General features: G+C 66.5%; 13 protein-coding genes (1 of these 13 running past the window's edge). 6 read left to right on the forward strand and 7 right to left on the reverse strand.

Annotation, left to right across the window (positions count from 1 at the left end; translation table 11 throughout):
• The first annotated feature begins 18 nt into the window (after window positions 1-18).
• A complete protein-coding gene (locus LzC2_RS01670; RefSeq protein ID WP_171183060.1) occupies window positions 19-4,479 on the forward strand; it encodes a PVC-type heme-binding CxxCH protein in 4,461 nt (1,486 codons plus the stop codon).
• A gap of 45 nt (window positions 4,480-4,524) precedes the next feature.
• The gene (locus tag LzC2_RS01675; protein WP_171183063.1) at window positions 4,525-5,364 is read left to right on the forward strand and encodes a sugar phosphate isomerase/epimerase family protein; all 840 of its coding nucleotides are present in this window, start codon (window positions 4,525-4,527) and stop codon (window positions 5,362-5,364) included.
• A 71-nt stretch (window positions 5,365-5,435) separates the two neighbouring features.
• Here the strand turns inward: LzC2_RS01675 and LzC2_RS01680 are convergent, their stop codons facing one another.
• Both LzC2_RS01680 and LzC2_RS01685 read right to left on the reverse strand, forming a co-directional pair.
• Window positions 5,436-6,152: a 3-keto-disaccharide hydrolase gene (locus LzC2_RS01680; protein ID WP_171183064.1), complete on the reverse strand. Its 717-nt coding sequence runs from the start codon at window positions 6,150-6,152 to the stop codon at window positions 5,436-5,438.
• 175 nt (window positions 6,153-6,327) lie between these two features.
• A complete protein-coding gene (locus tag LzC2_RS01685; RefSeq protein ID WP_171183066.1) occupies window positions 6,328-7,320 on the reverse strand; it encodes a glycerophosphodiester phosphodiesterase family protein in 993 nt (330 codons plus the stop codon).
• A gap of 212 nt (window positions 7,321-7,532) precedes the next feature.
• Here LzC2_RS01685 and LzC2_RS01690 point away from each other — a divergent pair, with 212 nt between their 5' ends.
• Together LzC2_RS01690 and LzC2_RS01695 are read left to right on the forward strand one after the other, a co-directional pair.
• Window positions 7,533-10,925, forward strand: a complete 3,393-nt coding sequence (locus LzC2_RS01690) for a DUF1592 domain-containing protein (protein WP_171183068.1) — start codon at window positions 7,533-7,535, stop codon at window positions 10,923-10,925.
• A 51-nt stretch (window positions 10,926-10,976) separates the two neighbouring features.
• Window positions 10,977-12,359, forward strand: a complete 1,383-nt coding sequence (locus LzC2_RS01695; RefSeq protein ID WP_171183070.1) for a DUF1552 domain-containing protein — start codon at window positions 10,977-10,979, stop codon at window positions 12,357-12,359.
• Between the two features lie 47 nt (window positions 12,360-12,406).
• Here the strand turns inward: LzC2_RS01695 and LzC2_RS21730 are convergent, their stop codons facing one another.
• From LzC2_RS21730 to LzC2_RS01710, 3 genes are all read right to left on the reverse strand, one after another.
• Window positions 12,407-12,625: a hypothetical protein gene (locus tag LzC2_RS21730; RefSeq protein ID WP_206678527.1), complete on the reverse strand. Its 219-nt coding sequence runs from the start codon at window positions 12,623-12,625 to the stop codon at window positions 12,407-12,409.
• A gap of 295 nt (window positions 12,626-12,920) precedes the next feature.
• The gene (locus tag LzC2_RS21735) at window positions 12,921-15,089 is read right to left on the reverse strand and encodes a serine hydrolase (RefSeq protein ID WP_206678528.1); all 2,169 of its coding nucleotides are present in this window, start codon (window positions 15,087-15,089) and stop codon (window positions 12,921-12,923) included.
• Window positions 15,090-15,241: 152 nt separating this feature from the next.
• On the reverse strand, window positions 15,242-15,853 hold the full coding sequence (locus LzC2_RS01710; RefSeq protein WP_171183074.1) for a TetR/AcrR family transcriptional regulator: 612 nt from the start codon (window positions 15,851-15,853) through the stop codon (window positions 15,242-15,244).
• A 194-nt stretch (window positions 15,854-16,047) separates the two neighbouring features.
• Here LzC2_RS01710 and LzC2_RS01715 point away from each other — a divergent pair, with 194 nt between their 5' ends.
• Window positions 16,048-17,841, forward strand: coding sequence for a vanadium-dependent haloperoxidase (locus LzC2_RS01715; protein ID WP_171183076.1), 1,794 nt, complete (start codon window positions 16,048-16,050; stop codon window positions 17,839-17,841).
• Window positions 17,842-18,018: 177 nt separating this feature from the next.
• On the forward strand, window positions 18,019-18,456 hold the full coding sequence (locus LzC2_RS01720; protein WP_171183078.1) for a hypothetical protein: 438 nt from the start codon (window positions 18,019-18,021) through the stop codon (window positions 18,454-18,456).
• Between the two features lie 102 nt (window positions 18,457-18,558).
• Here the strand turns inward: LzC2_RS01720 and LzC2_RS01725 are convergent, their stop codons facing one another.
• On the reverse strand, window positions 18,559-19,464 hold the full coding sequence (locus LzC2_RS01725; protein ID WP_171183080.1) for a DUF6528 family protein: 906 nt from the start codon (window positions 19,462-19,464) through the stop codon (window positions 18,559-18,561).
• 123 nt (window positions 19,465-19,587) lie between these two features.
• Window positions 19,588-20,321, reverse strand: the 3' portion of a protein-coding gene (locus LzC2_RS01730) for a Gfo/Idh/MocA family protein (RefSeq protein ID WP_171183083.1). 637 nt of this gene lie beyond the right edge of the window; the window shows 734 of its 1,371 coding nt (coding positions 638-1,371); the start codon falls outside the window, past its right edge; the stop codon is at window positions 19,588-19,590.

Genomic DNA, 20,321 nt, shown 5'->3' on the forward strand with positions numbered 1-20,321 from the left:
CCCTCGCACTTTGATTCCATGCTGCACGCTGCAAGAAATCTGATCTTGACGTCCCTCGCGGCGCTGCTGGCGGTCGCCTGCGTCGCCCCGACGGCCGCCTCCGGGGGAGAGGCGGAGGGCGTGTCGTTGCTGTTTCTGGGCGACGACGGCCCGCATCAACCGCGGGTGCGGTTCGCAGAACTGGCGCCCGCATTGAAAAACCGCGGCATCGAACTGACCTATACGGACCGCATCGCCGACCTGAAGGCGGAGACGCTCGGTCGGTACGACGGGTTGATGCTCTACGCCAACATCGATTCGATCGAGAAGCCGCACGCGGACGCGGTCTTAAAGTACGTCGAGGGCGGCGGCGGCTTCGTTCCGCTGCACTGCGCGACGTTCTGCTGGCGGAACGATCCGCGGATGACGGCACTGATGGGCGCCCGGTTCCTTCGCCACGGAACCGGCACGTTCTCCACGCAGATCGCCGTCCCCGATCACCCCGTCACGGAGGGCTTCGACGGCTTCACGAGTTGGGACGAAACCTACGTCCATCACCTGCACAACGAAGACGACCGCACCGTCCTCACCTATCGCGCCGGCGAGCCGCAGGCCGAGGGGAACGATCGCGAGCCGTGGACCTGGGTGCGCACGCAGGGCGAGGGGCGGGTCTTTTATACCGCCTGGGGACATGACGGCCGGACGTTCAAGAACCCCGGGTTCGTCAACCTCGTCGCCCGCGGGACGTTATGGGCCTGCGGCGCCGACCCGTCCGCGATCCCGGCCTATCGGGAGCGGGAGCCGTTCACCACGCCGGCGATGACGGCGCTGGCCCCGGATCGGGCGGAATTTCAATACGTCGACGTCGGCCCGAAGATCCCGAACTACACCCCCGGCGAAAAGTGGGGCGAGCAGGGCGACCCGCGGACGCTGATGCAACTGCCGCTGACGCCGGAGGCGTCGATCAAGCACGCCGTCGTGCCGGAGGGGTTGGAGATCAAGCTCTATGCCGACGAGCGGAACTTCCAGGCCAAGCCGATCGCGATGACGTGGGACGCCCGCGGCCGCCTGTGGATCTGTGAAACGGTCGATTATCCGAACGAACTGGGCGGCGGACGCGACCGCATTCGCATTTGCGAGGACACCGACGGCGACGCCGTCGCGGACAAGTTCACCGTCTTCGCCGACGGACTGAGCATCCCCACGGCGATCGTGATCGCCCGCGGCGGAGCGATCGTGCAGGACGGCCCGAACACCGTCTTCTTAAAAGACACCGACGGCGACGACGTATCCGACGTCCGCAAAACGCTCATCACCGGCTGGGCGCTGGGCGACACGCACGGCGGCGTCAGCAACTTCCGCTACGGGCTGGATAACTGGATCTGGTCGATGCAGGGCTATAACAACAGTTCGCCCCGCTTAGTCGACGCCGAAGGGAACGCCGGGGATCCGGTGCAGTCCTTCCGGCAGGGGTTCTGGCGGTTCAAATTGTCCGAACCCGCGACGGACGCGAGCGGCGAACAGGCGATCCCGACGGTCACGGATCTCGAATTCGTGCGCTCCACGAACAACAACACCTGGGGGCTGGGCATCAGCGAGGAGGGCCTGATCTTCGGCTCGACCGCCAACGGCAACCCCAGCGAGTTCATGCCGATCCCGAACCGCTATTACGAACAGGTCCGCGGGTGGTCGCCCCAACGGTTGGACGGCATCGCCGACAGCTATAAATACGACCCGATCACGGAGAACGTGCGCCAGGTCGATTGGTTCGGCGGCTACACCGCCGGCGCCGGGCACGCGCTGTATACCGCACGGGCGTTCCCGCAGCAGTGGTGGAACCGGACGGCCTTCACCGCCGGCCCCACGGGGCACCTCGTCGGCACGTTCGTCCTGACCCCGGAGGGGGCGAACTTTACGTCGACCAGTCCTGCGAACCTCTTCGCCAGCGACGACGAATGGACCGCCCCCATCATGGCGGAGGTCGGCCCGGACGGCGCCGTCTGGGTCCTGGACTGGTACAACTATATCGTGCAGCACAACCCCACGCCGCGGGGCTTTGAAACGGGGAAGGGCGCCGCGTACGAGAGCGATCTGCGGGATAAAAAGCACGGCCGCATCCTCCGCATCGTCCCGGACGAGAACGCCGCTGAAAAACTGCATGACTTCTCGGGCCTCACCGCCGCGACCGATGCCGAACTGGTCGCCGCCCTCGCCCATCCGTCGATGCGGTGGCGCTTGCAGGCCCAGCGGTTATTGATCGAACGCGACGCCGTCGGCGTGACGGAGGAACTCGCGGCGCTGGTCGCCGACGAATCCGTGGACGAGATCGGCCTGAACGTCGCCGCGATCCACGCCCTGCACACGCTGCACGGCTTGGAGCGCCTGTCCGCGCCAGTCCTCGCCGCCGCGTTGGAGCATCCCTCCGCCGGCGTGCGGCGGAACGCGATTCAACTCGCGCCGGAGCGTCTCGACGTCTTGCCGCATAACGCACAGGGCGCCGCCATCCTGACGGCGCACAAGTCGCTGCTGCGGGACGAAGACGCTCAGGTGCAACTCGCCGCGCTCCTGGCGCTGGCCGACCTGCCGTCGAACGACGAGGTGGGCGCGCTGATCGCGGAGCGGGCGGCGAACGAGACCGACCCGGTCTTGCGAGACGCCCTCACCGCGGCGGCGGCGGCTCATGCGGGCGGATATTTGTCGGCCGCGCTGGCGGCCTCCGACGAGGCGCCGCCGACGAGCACGACGTTGCAAATCGCCGCTCGGGTCGCGGAGCACCTGGCCCGCAGCGGACCGGACCGCGAGGCGCTCACCGCGGTGATCGCTCGGATGGACCGCGGCGACGAGGCGCTGGTCGAAGCCGTGCTGGACGGCCTCACCGCCGGGCTGCCGGCTCGGGCGGCGTTCCAACCGACGGCCGCGTTCGACGCGGCGTTGGTCAAAGCGTTCGAGGGGACGCCCGCCGCGGCTCGGGGCAAGCTGATTCGCCTCGCCGCCCGCAGCGGGACCGACGCCCTCGACGCATTCGAGGAGGAGATCGTCGACGAATTGATCGCCACGCTCTCCGACGTCGATGCCGCGGAGGAGCGCCGGCTGTCCGCCGCCCGCGACCTGATCGGGTTCCGCCCGGACGACCCGGCCGTCGTCGATGAAGCGCTCGCCCAGATCACCGCCCAAACCCCGCCGCAGTTGGCTCGGGGGTTGCTCGCGGCGGTCCGCGACAGTCGCAGCCCGGAAACGGGCGAGTCGCTGGTGTATGCGATGGGGGCGTTCACCCCCCAGATCGCCTCCGCCGCGATCGACGTGTTGCTGAGCCGGCCGGAGTGGGTCACGGCGCTGCTGTCCGCGGCGGAAGCCGGCGAACTGGCCCTCACCGACCTTTCCATCGAGCAGAAGACCGCCCTGCGGGACTTCCCGAACCGCGGAATCCGCGAGCGAGGCCGCAAACTGCTGGCGATGGACGGCGGCCTGCCGAACGCCGACCGCGAGGCCGTGCTGCAAACGCTGTTGCCGCTGACCGAACGCGAAGGCGACGTCGACGCCGGTCGCGAGGCATATAAGAAGCATTGCTCCGTCTGCCATAAAATCGGCGATCTGGGCGCCGACATCGGCCCGAATCTGTCCGGCATGGTCGTGCATCCGCGGGAGGAGATCCTCACGCACATCATCGACCCCTCCCGCAGCGTGGAGAGCAACTTCCGTCTCTATACGGCCCTGACGACCGAGGGGCAGGTGCTGCAGGGCATGCTGACCTCCGAGACCCGCACCAGCATCACGCTGGTCGATACGAAGGGGAAAGAAACGAGTTTGTCCCGCGAGGATTTGCTGGAACTGCAAGGCTCGCGGAAGTCCCTGATGCCGGAGGGGTTTGAAAAGCAGATGACCGAGACCGAACTGGTCGATCTGCTGACGTTCCTCACCGCGAAGGGCCGATTCGTCCCGCTGCCGCTCGATAAGGTGGCGACCGCGGTCAGTACGAAGGGCCTGTTCCACGACGGCGACGAAGGTCCGGACCGGCTGATCTTCCCGGATTGGAAGCCGAAGACGGTCGGCGAGACGCCGTTCGTGCTCGTCGATCCGGCCGGCCAATCGAAGCCGAACGTCGTGCTCTTGAACGGCCCGAACGGCTCGCTGCCGCCGTCGATGCCGAAGTCCGTCACGCTGCCCTACGGGGCGACGGCGAAGGCGATTCACCTGCTCAGCGGCGTGGGCGGGTGGAGCTTCCCCTACGACCGGAACGAAAGCGTCTCCATGATCGTTCGCCTGCATTACGCCGACGGCACGACGGAGGATCATCCGCTGAAAAACGGCGTGCACTTCGCGGATTATATTCGCCGCGTCGACGTCCCCGGCAGCGAATTCGCCTTCGCTTTGGGCGATCAGCAGATCCGCTCCCTCTCCGTGACGCCGGAACGTCCCGACGCGGTGATCGAGACGATCGACCTCGTCAAAGGACCGGATAACACGGCGCCCATCGTGATGGCCGTAACCGTCGAACGCTGAACGTCGGACGTATCCGAACCCTTCGCCCCGTCCCCGGAGAGCCTGATGAAATACGGTTTGAATTTACTGCTGTGGACCACCGAGGTCACGGAGGCGCACGCCCCGCTGTTGGCCGATATTAAACGCTGGGGTTACGACGGCGCGGAGCTGCCGTTGTTCACCGGCGACGAGGCCGTCGGGAAGAAATTAGGGGCGATGTGCGACGACGTCGGTCTGCGACGGACGGGGGTGACGGTCTGCACGCCGGAGGTGAATCCGATCAGCGACGACCCCGCTGCCCGGCAGGCGGCGATCGATCATCTGCGGGGCATCCTCGACTGTTGTGCTGCGGCGGGGATCGAGACGCTCGTCGGCCCGGTGCATTCGCCGCTGGGCGTGTTCACCGGCGCCCCGCGAACTCAGACGGAGTGGGATCGCGCCGTCGAGGCGGTCGCCGCCGCGGGCGAGCATGCCGCGGACGTGGGCGTGACGATCGCGGTCGAGGCGATCAACCGGTTCGAGTGCTACTTCCTCAATTCGCAAATGGAAGCCGCGGATTTCGCCGCGGCGGTCGACCGTCCCGCGGTCGGCTGCATGTACGACACGTTCCACGCGAACATCGAGGAGAAGGACGTCGCCGCCGCGATCCGCCACGCCGCCCCGCACCTGCGGCACGTCCATATCTCCGAGAACGACCGCAGCACGCCGGGCGAAGGGCAGGTGCATTGGGACGCGACGTTCGACGCCCTCAAAGAGATCGGCTACGACGGCTGGCTGGTGATCGAAGCGTTCGGCATGGCCCTGCCCGAACTGGCCGCCGCGACGCGGATCTGGCGACGGATGTTCCCCGATGAAGAGGCCCTCGCGACGAACGGATTAGCATTTATGAAGCGGCGAACCGCCTGAGGCGGCCCCGTACAGCGCTGGGCGCCGCGGCCCCGCGTCGCGCGGGGCCGGGCGCCTCGTGCTGATGAAAACTACGGCGTTTCGCTCAGGGTTTTGATGGGCGTCAGCTGGAGTTTCTTGAACTCCACCTCGGCGCCCTCCGCCTGCACGGCGATCTGGCCGGAGGTCGCCGTGCAGTCGTGACCGTGATTGACGAGGTCGCCGTTGACCCACACTTTGACTTCGTCGTCGACGCATTCGATCGTCATTTTATTCCACTCGCCCAGCGGCTTTTCCGAATCGTCGGTCAGGTTCAAGATCCGCCGGGCCTTGCCCTCGGTGATGCCCCATTTCTCTTTCGGGCCGCGGCACTCGACCATGTTCGGGACGGCGATGTCTTCCACGATGCACCAGAAGTCGCCGGCGTGCTTGTGGTTCATCTGCACCTCGATCGACTTGGGGAACATCTTATAAAGCGCCCGCGGCGTGGAGGCGTGCACCAACACGCCGCAGTTCCCCGGCTTGCCGGCGAAGCGATATTCGACGTCGAGGCGATAGTTCGCGTGCTTGGCGTCCGTGATGAGATGCCCGTTTGGCGACCCGAGGCTCACCAGCATCCCGTCGCGGACGATGAACGACGGCTTCACGTCCGGGTCGTCGTCCGCGGCCGGCACGTCGCTGTGCCAGCCGTCGAGGTTCTCTCCGTTAAACAGGCTGACCGGGCCGGCTTCGGGCGGACCGTCGTCCCCCGCTGCGACGGTGCAGCACGAGACGACGGCGGTCAGGGCGAGGGCGTGTCGGAACAGCATCGGTCATCAGCCTTTCTGAGGGACTACGGCGCGGTCGGTTTGCGGACCGCGGGGGGACGAGCGACGAAATCGTCCCGGATTTGGCTTGCCGGTTCCACGTGGCCGCGTCGACGCTCCGCGGAACCCTGTGGCCGCGGAACCCTGTGGATCGGTCGGCCGGGATGAGGGGCCGCTCTTAATTCGGACCGGCCGACGCCTTGTCTTTGTCTTTGCGCGGCGCTTGCAGGAATCGGTGCTGTCGTTCCGTCGGGTCCGCGTTCGCCGAGACGATCGGCCCAACCTCCAGCGGGCGATCCGTCTCGAGGAGGTCGACTCCGCCGTCTAATAGATCGAGATACCGTCGTCGCAGTTCCGGCATGTCCGCCGGTTCGGCGTCGACGAGTTCGCGGTCCAGATGTCGGGAGGTGCCCGCCATACAGAGCGCCCCTCGTTCATGGATCATCCGAAGCAGCCCGGGGTCCTCCGGCGGCTGATGACCGACGAACGCCACGATGCTCGACCACGGCACCCCCGAGGCGTCGAACGCCTCGAGCTTCCGGCGATCGCCGACGAAACATTCCATCATCAGGCCGGGGGCGAGGCGATGACAGGTCTGCGCCTGCTCCACGCTGCCCGTGATAATCATCGCGAATCCCTCCGCATCGTGCTTCTGAATCTCCGCGATGCATCGCTCCAGGGGAACGACCTTTTTATCAAGGACGAGGATCGCCTTGCCGCGCGCCCAGTCGAAGGCCTCGTCGAGGGTCGGAATCTGAAACGCCGTCGCCCGGCCGCTGCGATCGACCAGACGCAGCTGCTTTAATTCTGCGAGCGTATAATCCTGAAGCCGACCCGTGCCCGTCGTCGTGCGGTCCAGCGTCTCGTCGTGATGGAGAACGATCTGTCCGTCTTTGGTGAAGCGGGTATCGATCTCCAGCAGGGAGAACGTATGCGAGATCGTATTCGCATAGGTCTCGAGGGCGTTCTCGGGGAAGCCCTCGTAGGAGCCGCCGCGATGGGCGCTGACGATCGGCAGTCGGTCTCCGGTATATCGCAGCAGGCTCCGCAGCTCCTCGGACGAGGCCGTCTGAATGCGATGCAGTCGGGAGAAGTCGCCGGGCGGCTCGTCGGGCGGAGCCTCGCCCGGCGGACCGGCGATCAGGAGCAGCGTCAGACAGGCGAGGTTCATCATTCCGTCTTACAGAGACGGCGCAGTCCCCGCAAAGCGGCCGGGATGCGTGCCGGTTCGTTACGCGAGGGGACGCATTCACCCGGAATCGCTTCCCCATTCATCGCGTCATATTGATGCGTCTTCTGCGCACCCTTATCCTGACTCGATCGCCCCCGTGCGATGAGGCATGCGTCGTCTCCGGTCCGATTTTCTGCCAAGAGGTCTTCGTGATGCCGATCGAGTCCGCGATTAGCGGTCCCCGGCGCCGGCTGGCGCCCCAGGCCGTCGCGGCATTCTATTTGGCGGTCTGCCCGTTCGCCCCGGCGGAAGAGCCGGCGCCGGCGGAGGCCCGTGCGGCGGACTATGAACGGCTGGTGAAGCCCTTCCTGAAGGAACATTGCTGGGACTGCCACGGCGACGGGGAGGGGATGGCGGGCTTCCGCGTCGATCGGCTCTCCTCGCAACTGGCCTCGGGCGAATCGTCCGACGGATGGTTGGAGGTGATGGACCAGATCAACCTCGGCGCCATGCCGCCGGAGGAGATGCCGCGGCCGGACGCCGACCGGGCCTTCGCCGTGACCCGCTGGATCGCCGACGGCCTACGGGAATCCGAACGGGCCGCCCGATCGACCGGCGGTCAGCACCCGATGCGACGCCTGAACCGCCGCGAATACGCCAACACCGTTCGCGATCTGCTGCAACTCGATCCGAAGCTGCTGGCGCCGATCGTCGAAGACCTGCCGGCGGACGGGAAGGCGGAGGGCTTCGACCGCCTGAGCGCCGGGCTGTTCTTCGACCGGACGCAAATCGAACAGAGCCTCGCGGTCGCGGAACGGATCGCCGATCTGGCGATCGTCAACGCCGCCCCGCCGCCGCGTCAGTCGTTGACCTGGCAGCCGGAAGAGGCCATCCGACCGCCCGATCGCCAGATGCGTTATACGGAGTTCTCCGGCGTCGACGGTCACCGGGTGGAGGTCGGCCCGGCGCCGCTGTCGGTCGAGGGGGACGGCGTCCGCTTCGTGGACGCGGTGGGGAACCGGAACGACGGCCCCTTCCAACGGATGTGTCGGCAGACGCCGGATCTGGCGGAGATCGTCACGCAGGACGGCTGGTATCGCGTGCGGTTGCGGGCGGGGGCGGACGCCGGGCGTCGTCGCGAACCGGTGCGGGTGCGAATGGAATACTCCGCGAAGACGCCGCTCGCCGCCTCGTTCGAGTTGGCCGTCGAGGCTCCGCTGGACGACCCGCAGGTGATCGAACACACGGTCTTCCTCCGCAGCGCCGCGGCCGGCGAACGTCAGAAACTCAATCTTTCCTGGACCACGGGCGAAGAGGTGATTCGCCCCACGGCGGAGCATCAACGGCACGCCAGAGCCGTGAAGCAGGCCCGCGGCGCCCTGCGGCAGGCTGTGGCCGGCGGCAACGAGCCGGAGATCGCCCGACGGCGGCAGGGACTGGCTCAAGCGCAGCAGGAGGCGGCCGGCTTCCGCGGGCCGGCGTATGAACTGGCCCAATCGCTGGATCGCGTGCCGCGATTGTTTATTGATTGGCTGACGATCGACGGCCCCTATCCCTCGGGGGAGGCGGTCTATGAACCGGAAGTCAACGTCGCCCGCTTCGAGGCGGAGGCGGGACTCCGTGACGAGGGCTTCATGGGCATCCGCCCGCCCCGCCCCACGGAGGACAACCGCTTCGTCGTCGACGAGAAGGTGGAAATACCGTCCGGCCCGCCGACGTTCGAGGTCCGCGAGGAGGACGTGCTGTTTCGCCAGGGCGGGCCGACTTATCGAAAGGATGATCCGTGGGGGCGGCTGGCCACCGTGGGCGTTCAGAACCGAGTGCCCGAAGACGGCTATTACCGCGTCCGCGTCCGCTGCGGGGCCGATCCGGGCACGCGGGGCGAGCCGGTCCAGCTGGCGGTGGCGTATAACTTCAAAACGCCGCAGGAGAAAATTGTCACCGTCGACGCCCTGCCGACGCTGGACGACCCGGACATCGTCGAGGCGACGTTGTTCCTCCGCCGCGGAGCCGACGACCAAAAGCGGACCATCACGCTGCTTTACAGCGACCTGCGGGACTACATCGTCTCCACGCCGACCTTCAATCAACTCTTTCAGGACACCAACGGAACGGTGTCCAAGATGGAGCGGGCGCGAGCCGCCGGGGACGATGCGGAGGTCCAACGGCTGACCGCGTTTCTCGCCGAGGCTCGGAAGCGGGCGAGGGCTTGGGAAGGCCCGGTCCGGCATGTCAATCCGGAGCACGCCGACGTCCAACCGCCGCGGTTACTGCTGGACTGGATGGAGTTCGAGGGGCCGCTCCAGGAGCAATGGCCCCCGGCCAGTCACCGCGCGGTCCTGTTCGACGGCGATGAGCGGCAGGACTTGGCCTACGCCCGCGAAATCGTCGCCAAGCTGCTCCCGCGGGCCTTTCGACGGCCGGTTGAACCGCGTGAGATCGACGGGGTGATGGGGCTGATTCAATCGAGCTACGAAGAGACCGGCGACTTCCACGCCTCCCTGCGGATGGGGCTCACGCGGATTCTGGTCTCCCCCGGTTTCTTATTCCTCAACCGCCCGGCCCCGGGGGAGGGGAACTTCGATCAATTCGCGCTCGCCAGCCGGCTGTCGTATTTTCTGTGGAACACGATGCCGGATGAGGAACTCACGGCGCTCGCCGCGGAGGGCCGGCTGGACGACGACGCGGTCCTGCGGGGACAGGTCGAACGCATGCTCGCCGACCCCCGCAGCCGGGCGCTGACGGAAGGATTCGGCGCCCAATGGTTGGGGGTGAACGAGTTCGGCACCGTCATGCCGGCCGATCAATACCGAGACTATGATTCGGAGCTGGAGGAGGCCTCGAAGCAGGAGGCGCTCGCCTTCTTCGCCGAGGTGCTGAACGAGAACCTACCGATCACCACGTTCCTCGATTCCGACTTCGTGATGATCAACGAACGGCTGGCCCGGCACTACGACATTGAGGGCGTGGAGGGAGCGGAGATTCGTCGCGTCGCGATCGGCCCGGAAGCGCATCGCGGCGGCGTTCTCGGGATGGCTGGCTTGATGACGCTGCTGGCCGACGGCACGCGGACGTTGCCGGTTCGGCGGGCGAACTGGGCGCTCGCCACGCTGTTCAACGACCCGTCGCCGCCCCCGCCGCCGAACGCCGGCGAGGTGCAGCCGAACGCCGCCGGCGAGAACCTCACCGTCCGCGAGCGGTTGGAACTTCACCGCGACGAAGCGACCTGCGCGTCCTGCCATCGTTCGCTCGATCCGTACGGGCTGGCGCTGGAGAACTACGACGCGATCGGGAAATGGCGGACCCAGGCCAACGGCGAAGACTTCCGCGGTCGCAACCGGCCGGAATTAGACGTCTCCGGCACGCTGCCCGGCGGCCACGCCTTCACCTCCCTGGAGGAGTTCAAAGCCGGATTAATGGCCCAGCGCGGCCGCTTCGCCCGGGCCTTCGCCGAGCGCCTGCTGACCTACGCGCTCGCCCGCCCCCTCGGGTACGGCGATCGCGAGACGGTGGACGCTCTGGTCGCCGAATTAGAATCCGACGGCGACCGCATCCGCTCCTTAATTCACGGCATCGTGCAAAGCGACGCCTTCCGCGTGGAATAATCGCTCCGTTTCGTCGCCGTCCGTCCCGTCCCTCTCCTGCCGACCGCCCCCATGTCCCGCCCGTCTCGCCAACGTCTCTCCCGCGAGTCGCTCACCCGGCGAACGCTGTTGCGCGGGGCGGCGGGGGTTTCGGTCGCCCTGCCGTTGCTGGAAGCGATGGGCGTGCGAGCGTTCGCGCAGGAGGACGCCGACCGCCCCGATCCCGGCAAGAGCCATGACGGCGTGCCCAAACGGGCCGTGTTTTGCATGTGGGGACTGGGCATCAACGGCCGGGACTTCACCCCGGAGACCGAGGGACCGGACTTCAAGACGACGCCGATCCTCGAACCGCTGGAGCCGCACCGGGGCGAGTTCACCGTCGTCTCCGGGTTGAAGCTGACGCACTCCGGCGGACACGGCGGCGACCGCACCTTTCTGACCGGCACCGCCACGCACGACGCCGGCGGCCAACTGCGGATCTCCTGCGATCAAGAACTGGCCGCCGCGATCGGGCAGGAGACGCGGTATCGCTCGCTGGTGCTGGGCGTGAAGCGGGGCACCGGCTTCGGCAACCCGCAGGACCACACGCTGAGCTGGACGAAGTCCGGCACGCCGCTGCCCGCGGAGAACCGGCCGCACGTGCTGTTCGACCAATTGTTCCGGCCGGATTCCAAGGAGAGCGTCGCCGCCCGCGAAGCCGCGTTCGCCCGTCGCTCCAGCGTGCTCGATTCGGTGATGCACGACGCCCGCGACCTGCACCACGCGCTGGGGCAGGGGGACCGCTCCAAGCTGGACGAATACCTCACCGGCGTCCGCGATCTCGAGGTCGCAATGCAGGAGCAGAAATCGTGGCTCCACCGCGAAAAACCGGAGGTGGCCCCGATCGATTTCGGCTCCGATCAGGGACTCGACCCCTCCAAAAGCGGTCTGGACTATCGTCGTTATCAACGGCTGATGTTCGACGTCATCACGCTGGCGCTACAAAGCGATTCCACCCGGGTCGTCTCCTATATGCCGCGGATGGACAACAGCGACGGCACCGGCGCCTGGAAGTCCGAGGGGAACCCGTACGGGTATCACACGATGACCCACCACGGCGAGGACCCGGACAAACTGAAATGGTTCACCAAGTCCGATATTCTTTATATGCAGGAGTGGGCCTACTTCCTGGATCGATTGAAGTCGGTGAAGGAGGGCGACGGCACGCTGCTGGACCATTGCATGGTCACCTGGGGCTCCAGCGGCGGCACGATCAACGCCCATAATAATCACCACCTGCCGGCCGTCTTCTGCGGCGGCGCCGCGGCCGGCATCCGGCATCAGGGGCATTTGGTGAAAGAGGACCGTCGCCTCGGCGATCTGTGGCAGACGATCTTCCAGGCGATGGGCGTGCCGACCCCGGAGAACTTCCAGGGCGGCGAAGCGGACGGCCCGATCACGGAACTGCTCGCTTGAGCCGTCCGCGGCACTATGAGCGAGTTGACCGGACCCGTGGACGCGGATCACCCGCTGCGTCGCGTCCACCGCCAGAGGTTCAAGCCGCTCCACAGCGGCAGCGGGCCAATCAGCCACCACACACTGACCTTGTAGACCCACCATGATCCCAATCCGCTGTCTCCCCACATCCAACTGAGGCCCAGCGGTACTCCGAGCAACTCTGCATGCCCGCTGGCCCGGGAAAAATTGGGCGAACGCTGATCAATTTCATAAAGACGTAGCATGTAGCCCCGCTCGTTCCATCCTAGAACCAAGCCGCCCGGATGGCCGGCCGGAAATTGGGATCGTGTTAGTTCTGCCGTGATTCGCGGACTGTGTTCGCGAAAAGGACCGTCGACATAGGCAGAGTCCGGGGTCAGCCCGACCAACGCCCCCAGCAGCCCGCCGCAGAAGATCCATGGCAGGCCCAACGTCCGCAGCAGGCGCCACGTGCGGTGTCCGATTGTCGTCGGCTGTTCAGAAGTCGGCTCGCTCATATTCCGGCACTTCTGAAACCCACCGCCCAAGATTGGATCCAGATCACAGCTCGCCGTCCGGGAACTCGCTGACGACCCGCCGCAACTCGACCGCATCGCTGACCGCTTCGCCGGCGGCGACGTCTTCCTCCCGGAAGGTCGCCATGAGGATCTGCCGGGCGCCGGTGCGACTGTAGTCGTAGATGAGATGAATGCGGCCGTCGTCGGTCTGCTGACCGTCGGGGTAGGAGACGCCGTTGCGTTCATCAAGCAGCAGCCCGCCGGTCCAAGTGGCGCCGTCGTCGTCGGAGAGGAACGCCGTCAGGTGCGAGCGGCCCGTGCGTTCGGCGATCGGTCCGTGCTTGACCAGCAGCAGCTTGCCCGAGGCGAGCCGCCGGATGAAGAACCGGGCGCTGGGGTGGGCGATCTGCGAGGGCGTGAGGTCCGGCCAAGTGGCGCCGCGGTCGGTCGAGACGCTCTCGCCGATGCCGTAATTCGTTCGCACCAGCATCCACAGGGAGCCGTCGGCTCGCTCCACGAACATGTGCTCGTCGAAGGAACGCACCTCCTTCGGGACGTTGCAGGCGCCGCGGAGAGACCACGTTTCGCCCTGATCCGTGGAGACGATCATGCGGGCGCTGGCGTCCGTCGCCCGCCACGTCGACGCCGGCAGGACCCACTCGCCGCTGCTGAGCACGACTGGTTTGCACATCATGATGCCGTCGGCGACCCGTCGGGGGGCGCTCCAGGTCGGTCGGGCGGCGTCCGGTTCGTCGGTCTGCACGCACCACACGCCGGCGACGGTGCCGTTATGGCCTTCGGCCTGTGCCCAGAAGATATAAAGACGGCCGTTCGGAGCGAGCCATAATTCGGGATCGTACGCCCGCACGGGACCGGGACCGTCGGGGTCGATCACCAGCGCTTCGCGCCAAGACGCTCCGTCGTCGTCGCTGGTCGAGACGACCACATAATTGTTCTGATCCTCGCCCGGCGTGGGGCCGGCGTACCAGTTCGCCCACAGTCGCCCGCCCGGCGCGACCGCCAGGCTGGGAATCCCCTGAAATTTGCGGCTCTTTAAGGCGTGCGCCGCCTGCGGCGGACCGACGTGCGCCGGCGGGGCGAGAAACGCTTCCTGCGGCGGAGCAGGGGACTGAAGGCCGGCGAGCGTCGCCTTTAATCGGTCGGCCTCCGCGGGATTCGCCGGCAACGACTCGTCGTGCATCGCCGGCAGGAGATGCTTCCAGACCAAATCGAGCTGCGTTTGCAACGTCCGGGTCTTGGCGGTCATGACCACCACCGCGTCCTGCTCCGGCAGCACGACGCAGAATTGGCCGTCCTTGCCGTCGCCGCGGTAGGCGTCGTGACGGCACTGCCAGAATTGAAAGCCGTAGCCCTCGCGCCAGTCCGGGTTGCCGGCGCTGGGGGCCTTGCTGTTGTCGACCTGGTTCGCGGTCGCGGCGGCGATCCACTCGGCCGGGACGAGCTGCCGCCCGTTCCACCGCCCCTTCTGTAAATAGAGCTGACCGAATTTCGCGATGTCCTCCGTCTTGAGGAACAGCCCGTATCCCCCGATCGACACGCCCTGCGGACTAGCGTCCCACCGCGGTTTCTCAATGCCGAGCGGCTCGAACAACCGCGGCTGAAGATAATCCAACACCGTTTGCCCGGTCGCCTTTTGGACGATCGCCGACAGCATGTACGTCGCCGGCGTGTTATAGCGGAACCTGGAGCCGGGTTCGTGCGGCACGGGGTGGGCGAGGAACTGCCGCGTCCACACGCCGTCCGCCGTCAGCTTGGGTTCCGCAGCATGCCCGGCGGACATCGTCAGCAGGTCGCGGACGCGCATCGCCTGCAGGTTTTCCGAGGGCTCCGCCGGGGCGTCGTCCGGGAAGAAACTCAACACTTTATCATCGAGTTTGAACTTCCCCTCCGCGATCGCCAGACCCACGGCGGTCGAGGTGAAGCTCTTGCTGAGCGACCACAGGATATGCGGTTTCTCGGGCGCCTCGTCGCCCCACCAGCCCTCGGCGACGACCTTTCCGTGCCGAAGCAGCATGAAGCTGTGCATGTCTTGCACGCCTTCGTCCGCGGCCTCCACGAACGCTCGCACGCCCGCCGAAGAGACGCCCTGCGCCTCCGGCGTACTCCGCGGCAGCGACTTTCTTTCAGCAGCCGGAGGCTCTGCGGCCAGCAGCGACGGGGAGAGCAGTAAAAGAGCGACGAATCGAAGCACGGCGGGACCGTTTGAAGAGGGGCGGGGCGACGGCAAGGCGACGGGCTATTTCAAGGACGCCGACGAACAGCGTGCCTCCGCAGCGCCCGCCCCCGTCACCCGCGGGGCTGGTGAGTTTCCACACTCCGGCCCCGTTTCGCCAATGGACGCGTTTATGTGTCGGACGCCGCGGCGGGAGCGTCCGGGACCATCAGACGAGCAAGATAATCCGCGTGCCGCGTCACCGACGCCCGCGAGGTCGGGTCGATCCCCGTGATGCGTTCGCATTCCGGTCCCGCATTGAACATCGCGCCGGCGGCTGCGGCCAGCGTATAAAACGCGTGCGGCAGGTCGGCCGCGGGCGTGTCCTCCAGCGCCTCCGCCACTTGAGCGTAGGTGCGGGCGAGGTGCGTGTCGGCCAGCCAGCGGGACCGAACGTCGTCGGTCTTCCCGTAAAGCGCCATGAATCGGGTGAACTCCGGGTGTTTGGCGTGAAAGAGCACCAGGCGACGGATGTACTCCCGCTGCCTGGTGCGGGAGTCCGCCTTGTCCGGGGAGATGATCGCCCGCTCCATCCAGTCGTCATGCAGGGCGAACAGATGATCCGCGGCGGCCCGCCACAACTCCTCTTTGTTCTTGAAGTGGTAGGTGAGCAAACCCTGACTGACGCTGGCCAGCTCGGCGATCGTTCGGGTGCTGGCCCCGTCGAACCCCAGTTCCGACAGGGCCGTGAGCGCCGCGGCGACGATCTGTTCGCGGGTCTGTTCGCGCTGTTTGGCCCTCACGGGGTCGTTTCCCTCGGTCGGTGAGCGGAGATCGGAACGCTCGGACGCGAAAAACTTTCGGACTTGTCACTTGACAAGCCAACGGGACGTCCGAGAGTGGAGTCGCTTGTCGTCCGACAAGCGAGCCGCTGGTCGCCTGACAAGCGGCGTCGCCCATTCTGGGTTTCGGTCCTTCAATCCACAAGGAGCTTCCGATGAGACGCTCGACGTACGCGGCCGGAGCGCTGGCCGTGATGATGTTGGCGACGGCTTCGCCGGCGCCGGGGCAACAACGCGGGGACCAACGAGGCGAGAAGTTCACCCGATCCCAGAAGATCGGGTATCTGGGTCAGACGAGCCGCTCGGCGATGGCCCGCAACGTTCTGAGCCGGCTGAAGAACCGAACGCGAGCGAGGCAGGTGGAGAATTCCGTCGATCGTGTGCTGCTGTGGCATGAGATCCTGTTGGACACCGGGGCCATCGACCACACGCCGGACCCGGACTCCGACGCGGTCGGCTTCGAGAACGGCGGACCGACTCGAACCAGCCGGTGTCTGGCGATGGTTCAGATCGCGGTTTTCGATGCCGCGAACGCGATCGACGGGCGGTACGCCGGATACAACGAGATCGACCCGCCCGGCGGCGGGGCGTCGCTGGACGCCGCCGTCGCCTACGCCTCCCACGACGTACAGGCCGCGCTGTACCCGGCCCAGGCGGAACGACTCGCGGCTCTGCTGGAGTCCGACCTTGCTCAGATCGACGCCGATCCGGAGGCCCTCGCCGCCGGCCGGGCGATCGGGGAGGCCGCCGCGGAGGCGATCCTTGCCCGGCGGGCGGACGACGGCTCCGCGCATTCCGAACCCGATTGGGGGCAGGGCGGCCAGGTCGCCGACGGCGGGGCGGCGTTCGACGGCACGCCGATCAACGCCGGCTCGACGGATGTCTTCCAGTGGGAACCGGATCCCCTGACCCCGCCGACCAGCGGCGACTTCGACCTTGCCCTCGGCGCCTACTGGGGCGGCGTCACGCCGTTCGCCCTCGGGTCCGGTGATCAATTTCGCATCGGCCCCCCGCCGGAGCCGGGATCCATGGCCTACGTCACGGGGTGGTGGGAGGCGCACATGTACGGAGCGTCCGCCGATACGTCGCTGAGCCTGTCGACGCCGGAATCGCGGTTTATCGGCAACTTTTGGGGATATGACGCGACCCCGCTGCTCGGCACGCCGCCGCGGATGTACAACCAGATCGCGGCGACCGTCGCCGTCAGCGAGGGGATCGACGATCCGGTCGATATGGCCCGATACCTGGCGCTGGTGAACGTCGGCTTGGCGGACGCGGGCATTGCCGCCTGGGACAGCAAATACTATTACAATTATTGGCGCCCGGTGACCGGCATGCGGCGGTCCGACGGCGTCGACCCCGAGGAGGAGCCGTCCTCGACCCTCGGCGACAACCCGGTCTCCGTTCTGCTGCAATCGGCCCGGCGATCGGCGAGGCGGGTGCAGCAAACGGACGGGCGTGCCGTCACTCTTGAGAACGAGGAGTGGAAGCCGGTCGGCATTTCGGTCATCAATACCCGGGAGCCGATCACGCCGACCCCGCCGTTTCCCGCTTACCCCTCGGGACACTCCACGTTCGGGGCTGCGACGTTCGAGGTGATGCGGAGTTTCTTCAGCGACGACACCCGATTCACCTTCGTCTCGGAGGAATACAACGGCGAGGGCGTCGATCCGCTGGGCGTGCCCCGACCGCTGGTCCCCGTCCGGTTCCGCTCGCTGACCGAAGCCCAGACGCAGAACGGCAAGAGCCGGATCTATAACGGCAGCCATTGGCCGTGGGACGACGAGGGCGGGCAGGAATTGGGCGTGAACGTCGCCCAGCACCTGTTGAACGCCGCGGCTTTCCGACCCGTCAATAATCGGGGGCCGCAGGGAGGCCGTGACGGTCGAGACGACAGCGGCCGCGAGTCCGGCGATCGCCGGGGCGGCGCCGACGGCCGACGCCGGTAGTTCTTTCACTTCGACTTCGTTCCCCCGACCGAGCACCCTCAAATGAACAAGCGCAAACGCCGTCGCCCCGTCTTCATACGACGGCGGTCGTCGCTGTCCGCCCTGCTCGTTCTCTCGTCGGCGCTGTTCGGCTGCGATCGCGCCGACGGGACGCACGAGAGCGTTCCAGCAGCCGTCATGACGACCCCCGTCGAGAACGTCATCGAGGAAACGCCGCATGGAGCGAAGGACGCCGAACCGGCCGAGGCGACGGCCTCGCCGTTTATCGAACAGGAACTGGACCAGCTCGGCTCCCCGTTCACCAGGGAGACCGTGCTGGAATTGAACGAGATCGTCGCCCGTTCCCTCACCGTGATTGAACGATTCGACGAGGTGCGGATGCAGAGCGATGCGGCGACCGCCCCGGTCAGTCCCGGTGAGGTTTACGGAGAACTCTCAGAGCGAGCCGATCGAGCGCGGGCGGACTTAAACGCGACGGCGACGCGTCTTCGCGACAGTGACGAGAGACACAACGCGGCGATCCTCGCAGCGATGGTGCGGTTCGTCGACGGGGTCGACCGGGAAATCCGGGAGGAGATCGCACTCACGCGACATCTCCCGGGACGGCCGGAGTGAGAGTCGAACGTCGGGAGAGCATCGCGGAGTCTCGAACGTCCCGACGTTCGGGGCGTCGCGATCTCGTCGTCGCGAGAAGTCGTCGCGAGAAACGGACGGCGCTTAGTAGCTGAACTCGACCTTCTGCCACCAGCGGGCCTTATAGAACCTCGCCCCGTCGATCGTGTGACGGCCTGTCGACCCTTTCGGCAGGACGGGGATCACGGAGTCGCTCTGCCAGCTGGGGGCGTTCTCGATCATTCTGGGTTCGCTCACCCAGATGGAGCCATCGGAATGTTGGCTCGCGCTTTTGATCGCTGGAAGTTCGGAAACGGTCTCGAACGCCTCCGTTTCGATGTCGAAAAGAAACAACGCGTCGTTGTTGCTGACCAGCAGCTTGGAGTCTTTTCTCAACGGAAACAGGTCGTGCCCGGTCGGCGTCAGCGGCAACTCGAACTGGCCGTCCGGGAGGAGATTCCCCTCCACGTAGCGATATCGATAGAGACGATCCCCGAGAGCCCAGAGACGTTCCCGCTCTTTGTCCCAGGTTACCCCGTGGGCATACGGCAGCTTCAAATCGACGAACGTCTCCGCCGATCGATGCAGCCGCAATACGCCATGATTGCTGTTGGCGCTGACGATCGCCCCGTCCGGCAAGAGCTCCGCGGAATGACAGCTGCTGTAAGAATGACAGCTGCTGTAAGACGGATAATCCTTGACGAGTTCAAGGTCTTTGAAGCGGATCAGCCGCACGCGCGAGTGATAGGCGGCGAGGATGTACGTTTCTCCACCGAACTCCACGCGCTTGGCGTCGGTGGGCTTATATTCGATCGGCCTCTCTTCCGCCGCGGGATAAAGCCACAACGCGGCGTCCTCCCCGTTCCGGGCGAGCGGGTTCACGAGGCGGATGCGATTGTCCGCCTGATCGGCGCACAGAAACGCCGGGGTCTGCAGCAGCGCCGCATCGGGTTCGGCTGCCGGAGCAATCACGGCCAGCGAAGCCAGCAAACCGGCGGCGAAGAGGGGCATCAGCGGCGGGCGGCTGGTGGGAATCGGGGAAGCAGAGCCGTCGAGCGTCGTTGTCTACGGCGCATGCCGAACCTCGCCGCCGGGATCACGTCGATCTCGGCGGCGAGGTCCGCAGCGACCGGATCACATCTGGATTTCGTAGCCTTTGCGCGGTTCACGCGACAGGAACGAATTGGCCTCGGCGTCGCCGACGATCTCGCGCTTGGCCGGATCCCACTTCAATTCCCGCCCCAGCCGGATCGCGATATTCGCGAGGTGGCAGGTTTCGAGCATGCGGTTGTGAGACCAGACGTCGGAGATCGGCTGCTCGCGCGACTTCATCGCGTCGATGAAGTTCGCGGTGTGGTTTTCGCTCACCGGGCCGCCGTAAACCGCTTCGACGGCGCCTTCGGGCAGCGGGTTGCTTTCGAGGTCTTCGACCGGCTTGCCCGCCAGCTTGCCGCGGTTGACGAAGAAGCGACCCTTCGTCCCCTCGAACAGGATGCCGTTGTCGCCCTCGCTGGTGATGATCAGCGGCACGCCGCCGGGCATCTCGGCGTGAATTTCGAACTTCGTGGGCGAGTTATAGCGGTCGGCGACCGTCGGATAGCCGTTCTTGTAATCGACCGGCAGCGAGTAGCTCACCGGGGTGATCTTGCTCGGGCCGCTGTCGTCGGCGCCCAATGCCCAGGTGGCGATGTCGACATGGTGGGCGCCCCAGTCGTTCATTTGGCCGCCGGAGTATTCGTACCAGTTCCGCCAGGCGTAGTGGCAGTTCGTATAGAGCGGCACGCCGCCGCCGTACCCGGTCCGCATCTCCGGCAGGGCGCGGTAGTCCGCCTCGGGCGCCGGGCCAAGCCACATGTCCCAATCGAGGC

This window comes from Alienimonas chondri (genome assembly GCF_013036045.1).
GTDB classification, from domain to species: Bacteria; Planctomycetota; Planctomycetia; order Planctomycetales; family Planctomycetaceae; genus Alienimonas; species Alienimonas chondri.

Bases quoted from the DNA above. Each gene is read 5' to 3' on its own strand.
- LzC2_RS01680 (WP_171183064.1), bottom strand. From the start codon at position 6,152: ATGCTGTTCCGACACGCCCTCGCCCTGACCGCCGTCGTCTCGTGCTGC.
- LzC2_RS01675 (WP_171183063.1), top strand. From the start codon at position 4,525: ATGAAATACGGTTTGAATTTACTGCTGTGGACCACCGAGGTCACGGAG.
- LzC2_RS01720 (WP_171183078.1), top strand. From the start codon at position 18,019: ATGACGACCCCCGTCGAGAACGTCATCGAGGAAACGCCGCATGGAGCG.
- LzC2_RS01725 (WP_171183080.1), bottom strand. From the start codon at position 19,464: ATGCCCCTCTTCGCCGCCGGTTTGCTGGCTTCGCTGGCCGTGATTGCT.
- LzC2_RS01695 (WP_171183070.1), top strand. From the start codon at position 10,977: ATGTCCCGCCCGTCTCGCCAACGTCTCTCCCGCGAGTCGCTCACCCGG.
- LzC2_RS01685 (WP_171183066.1), bottom strand. From the start codon at position 7,320: ATGAACCTCGCCTGTCTGACGCTGCTCCTGATCGCCGGTCCGCCGGGC.
- LzC2_RS01690 (WP_171183068.1), top strand. From the start codon at position 7,533: ATGCCGATCGAGTCCGCGATTAGCGGTCCCCGGCGCCGGCTGGCGCCC.
- LzC2_RS01715 (WP_171183076.1), top strand. From the start codon at position 16,048: ATGAGACGCTCGACGTACGCGGCCGGAGCGCTGGCCGTGATGATGTTG.
- LzC2_RS21730 (WP_206678527.1), bottom strand. From the start codon at position 12,625: ATGCTACGTCTTTATGAAATTGATCAGCGTTCGCCCAATTTTTCCCGG.
- LzC2_RS01670 (WP_171183060.1), top strand. From the start codon at position 19: ATGCTGCACGCTGCAAGAAATCTGATCTTGACGTCCCTCGCGGCGCTG.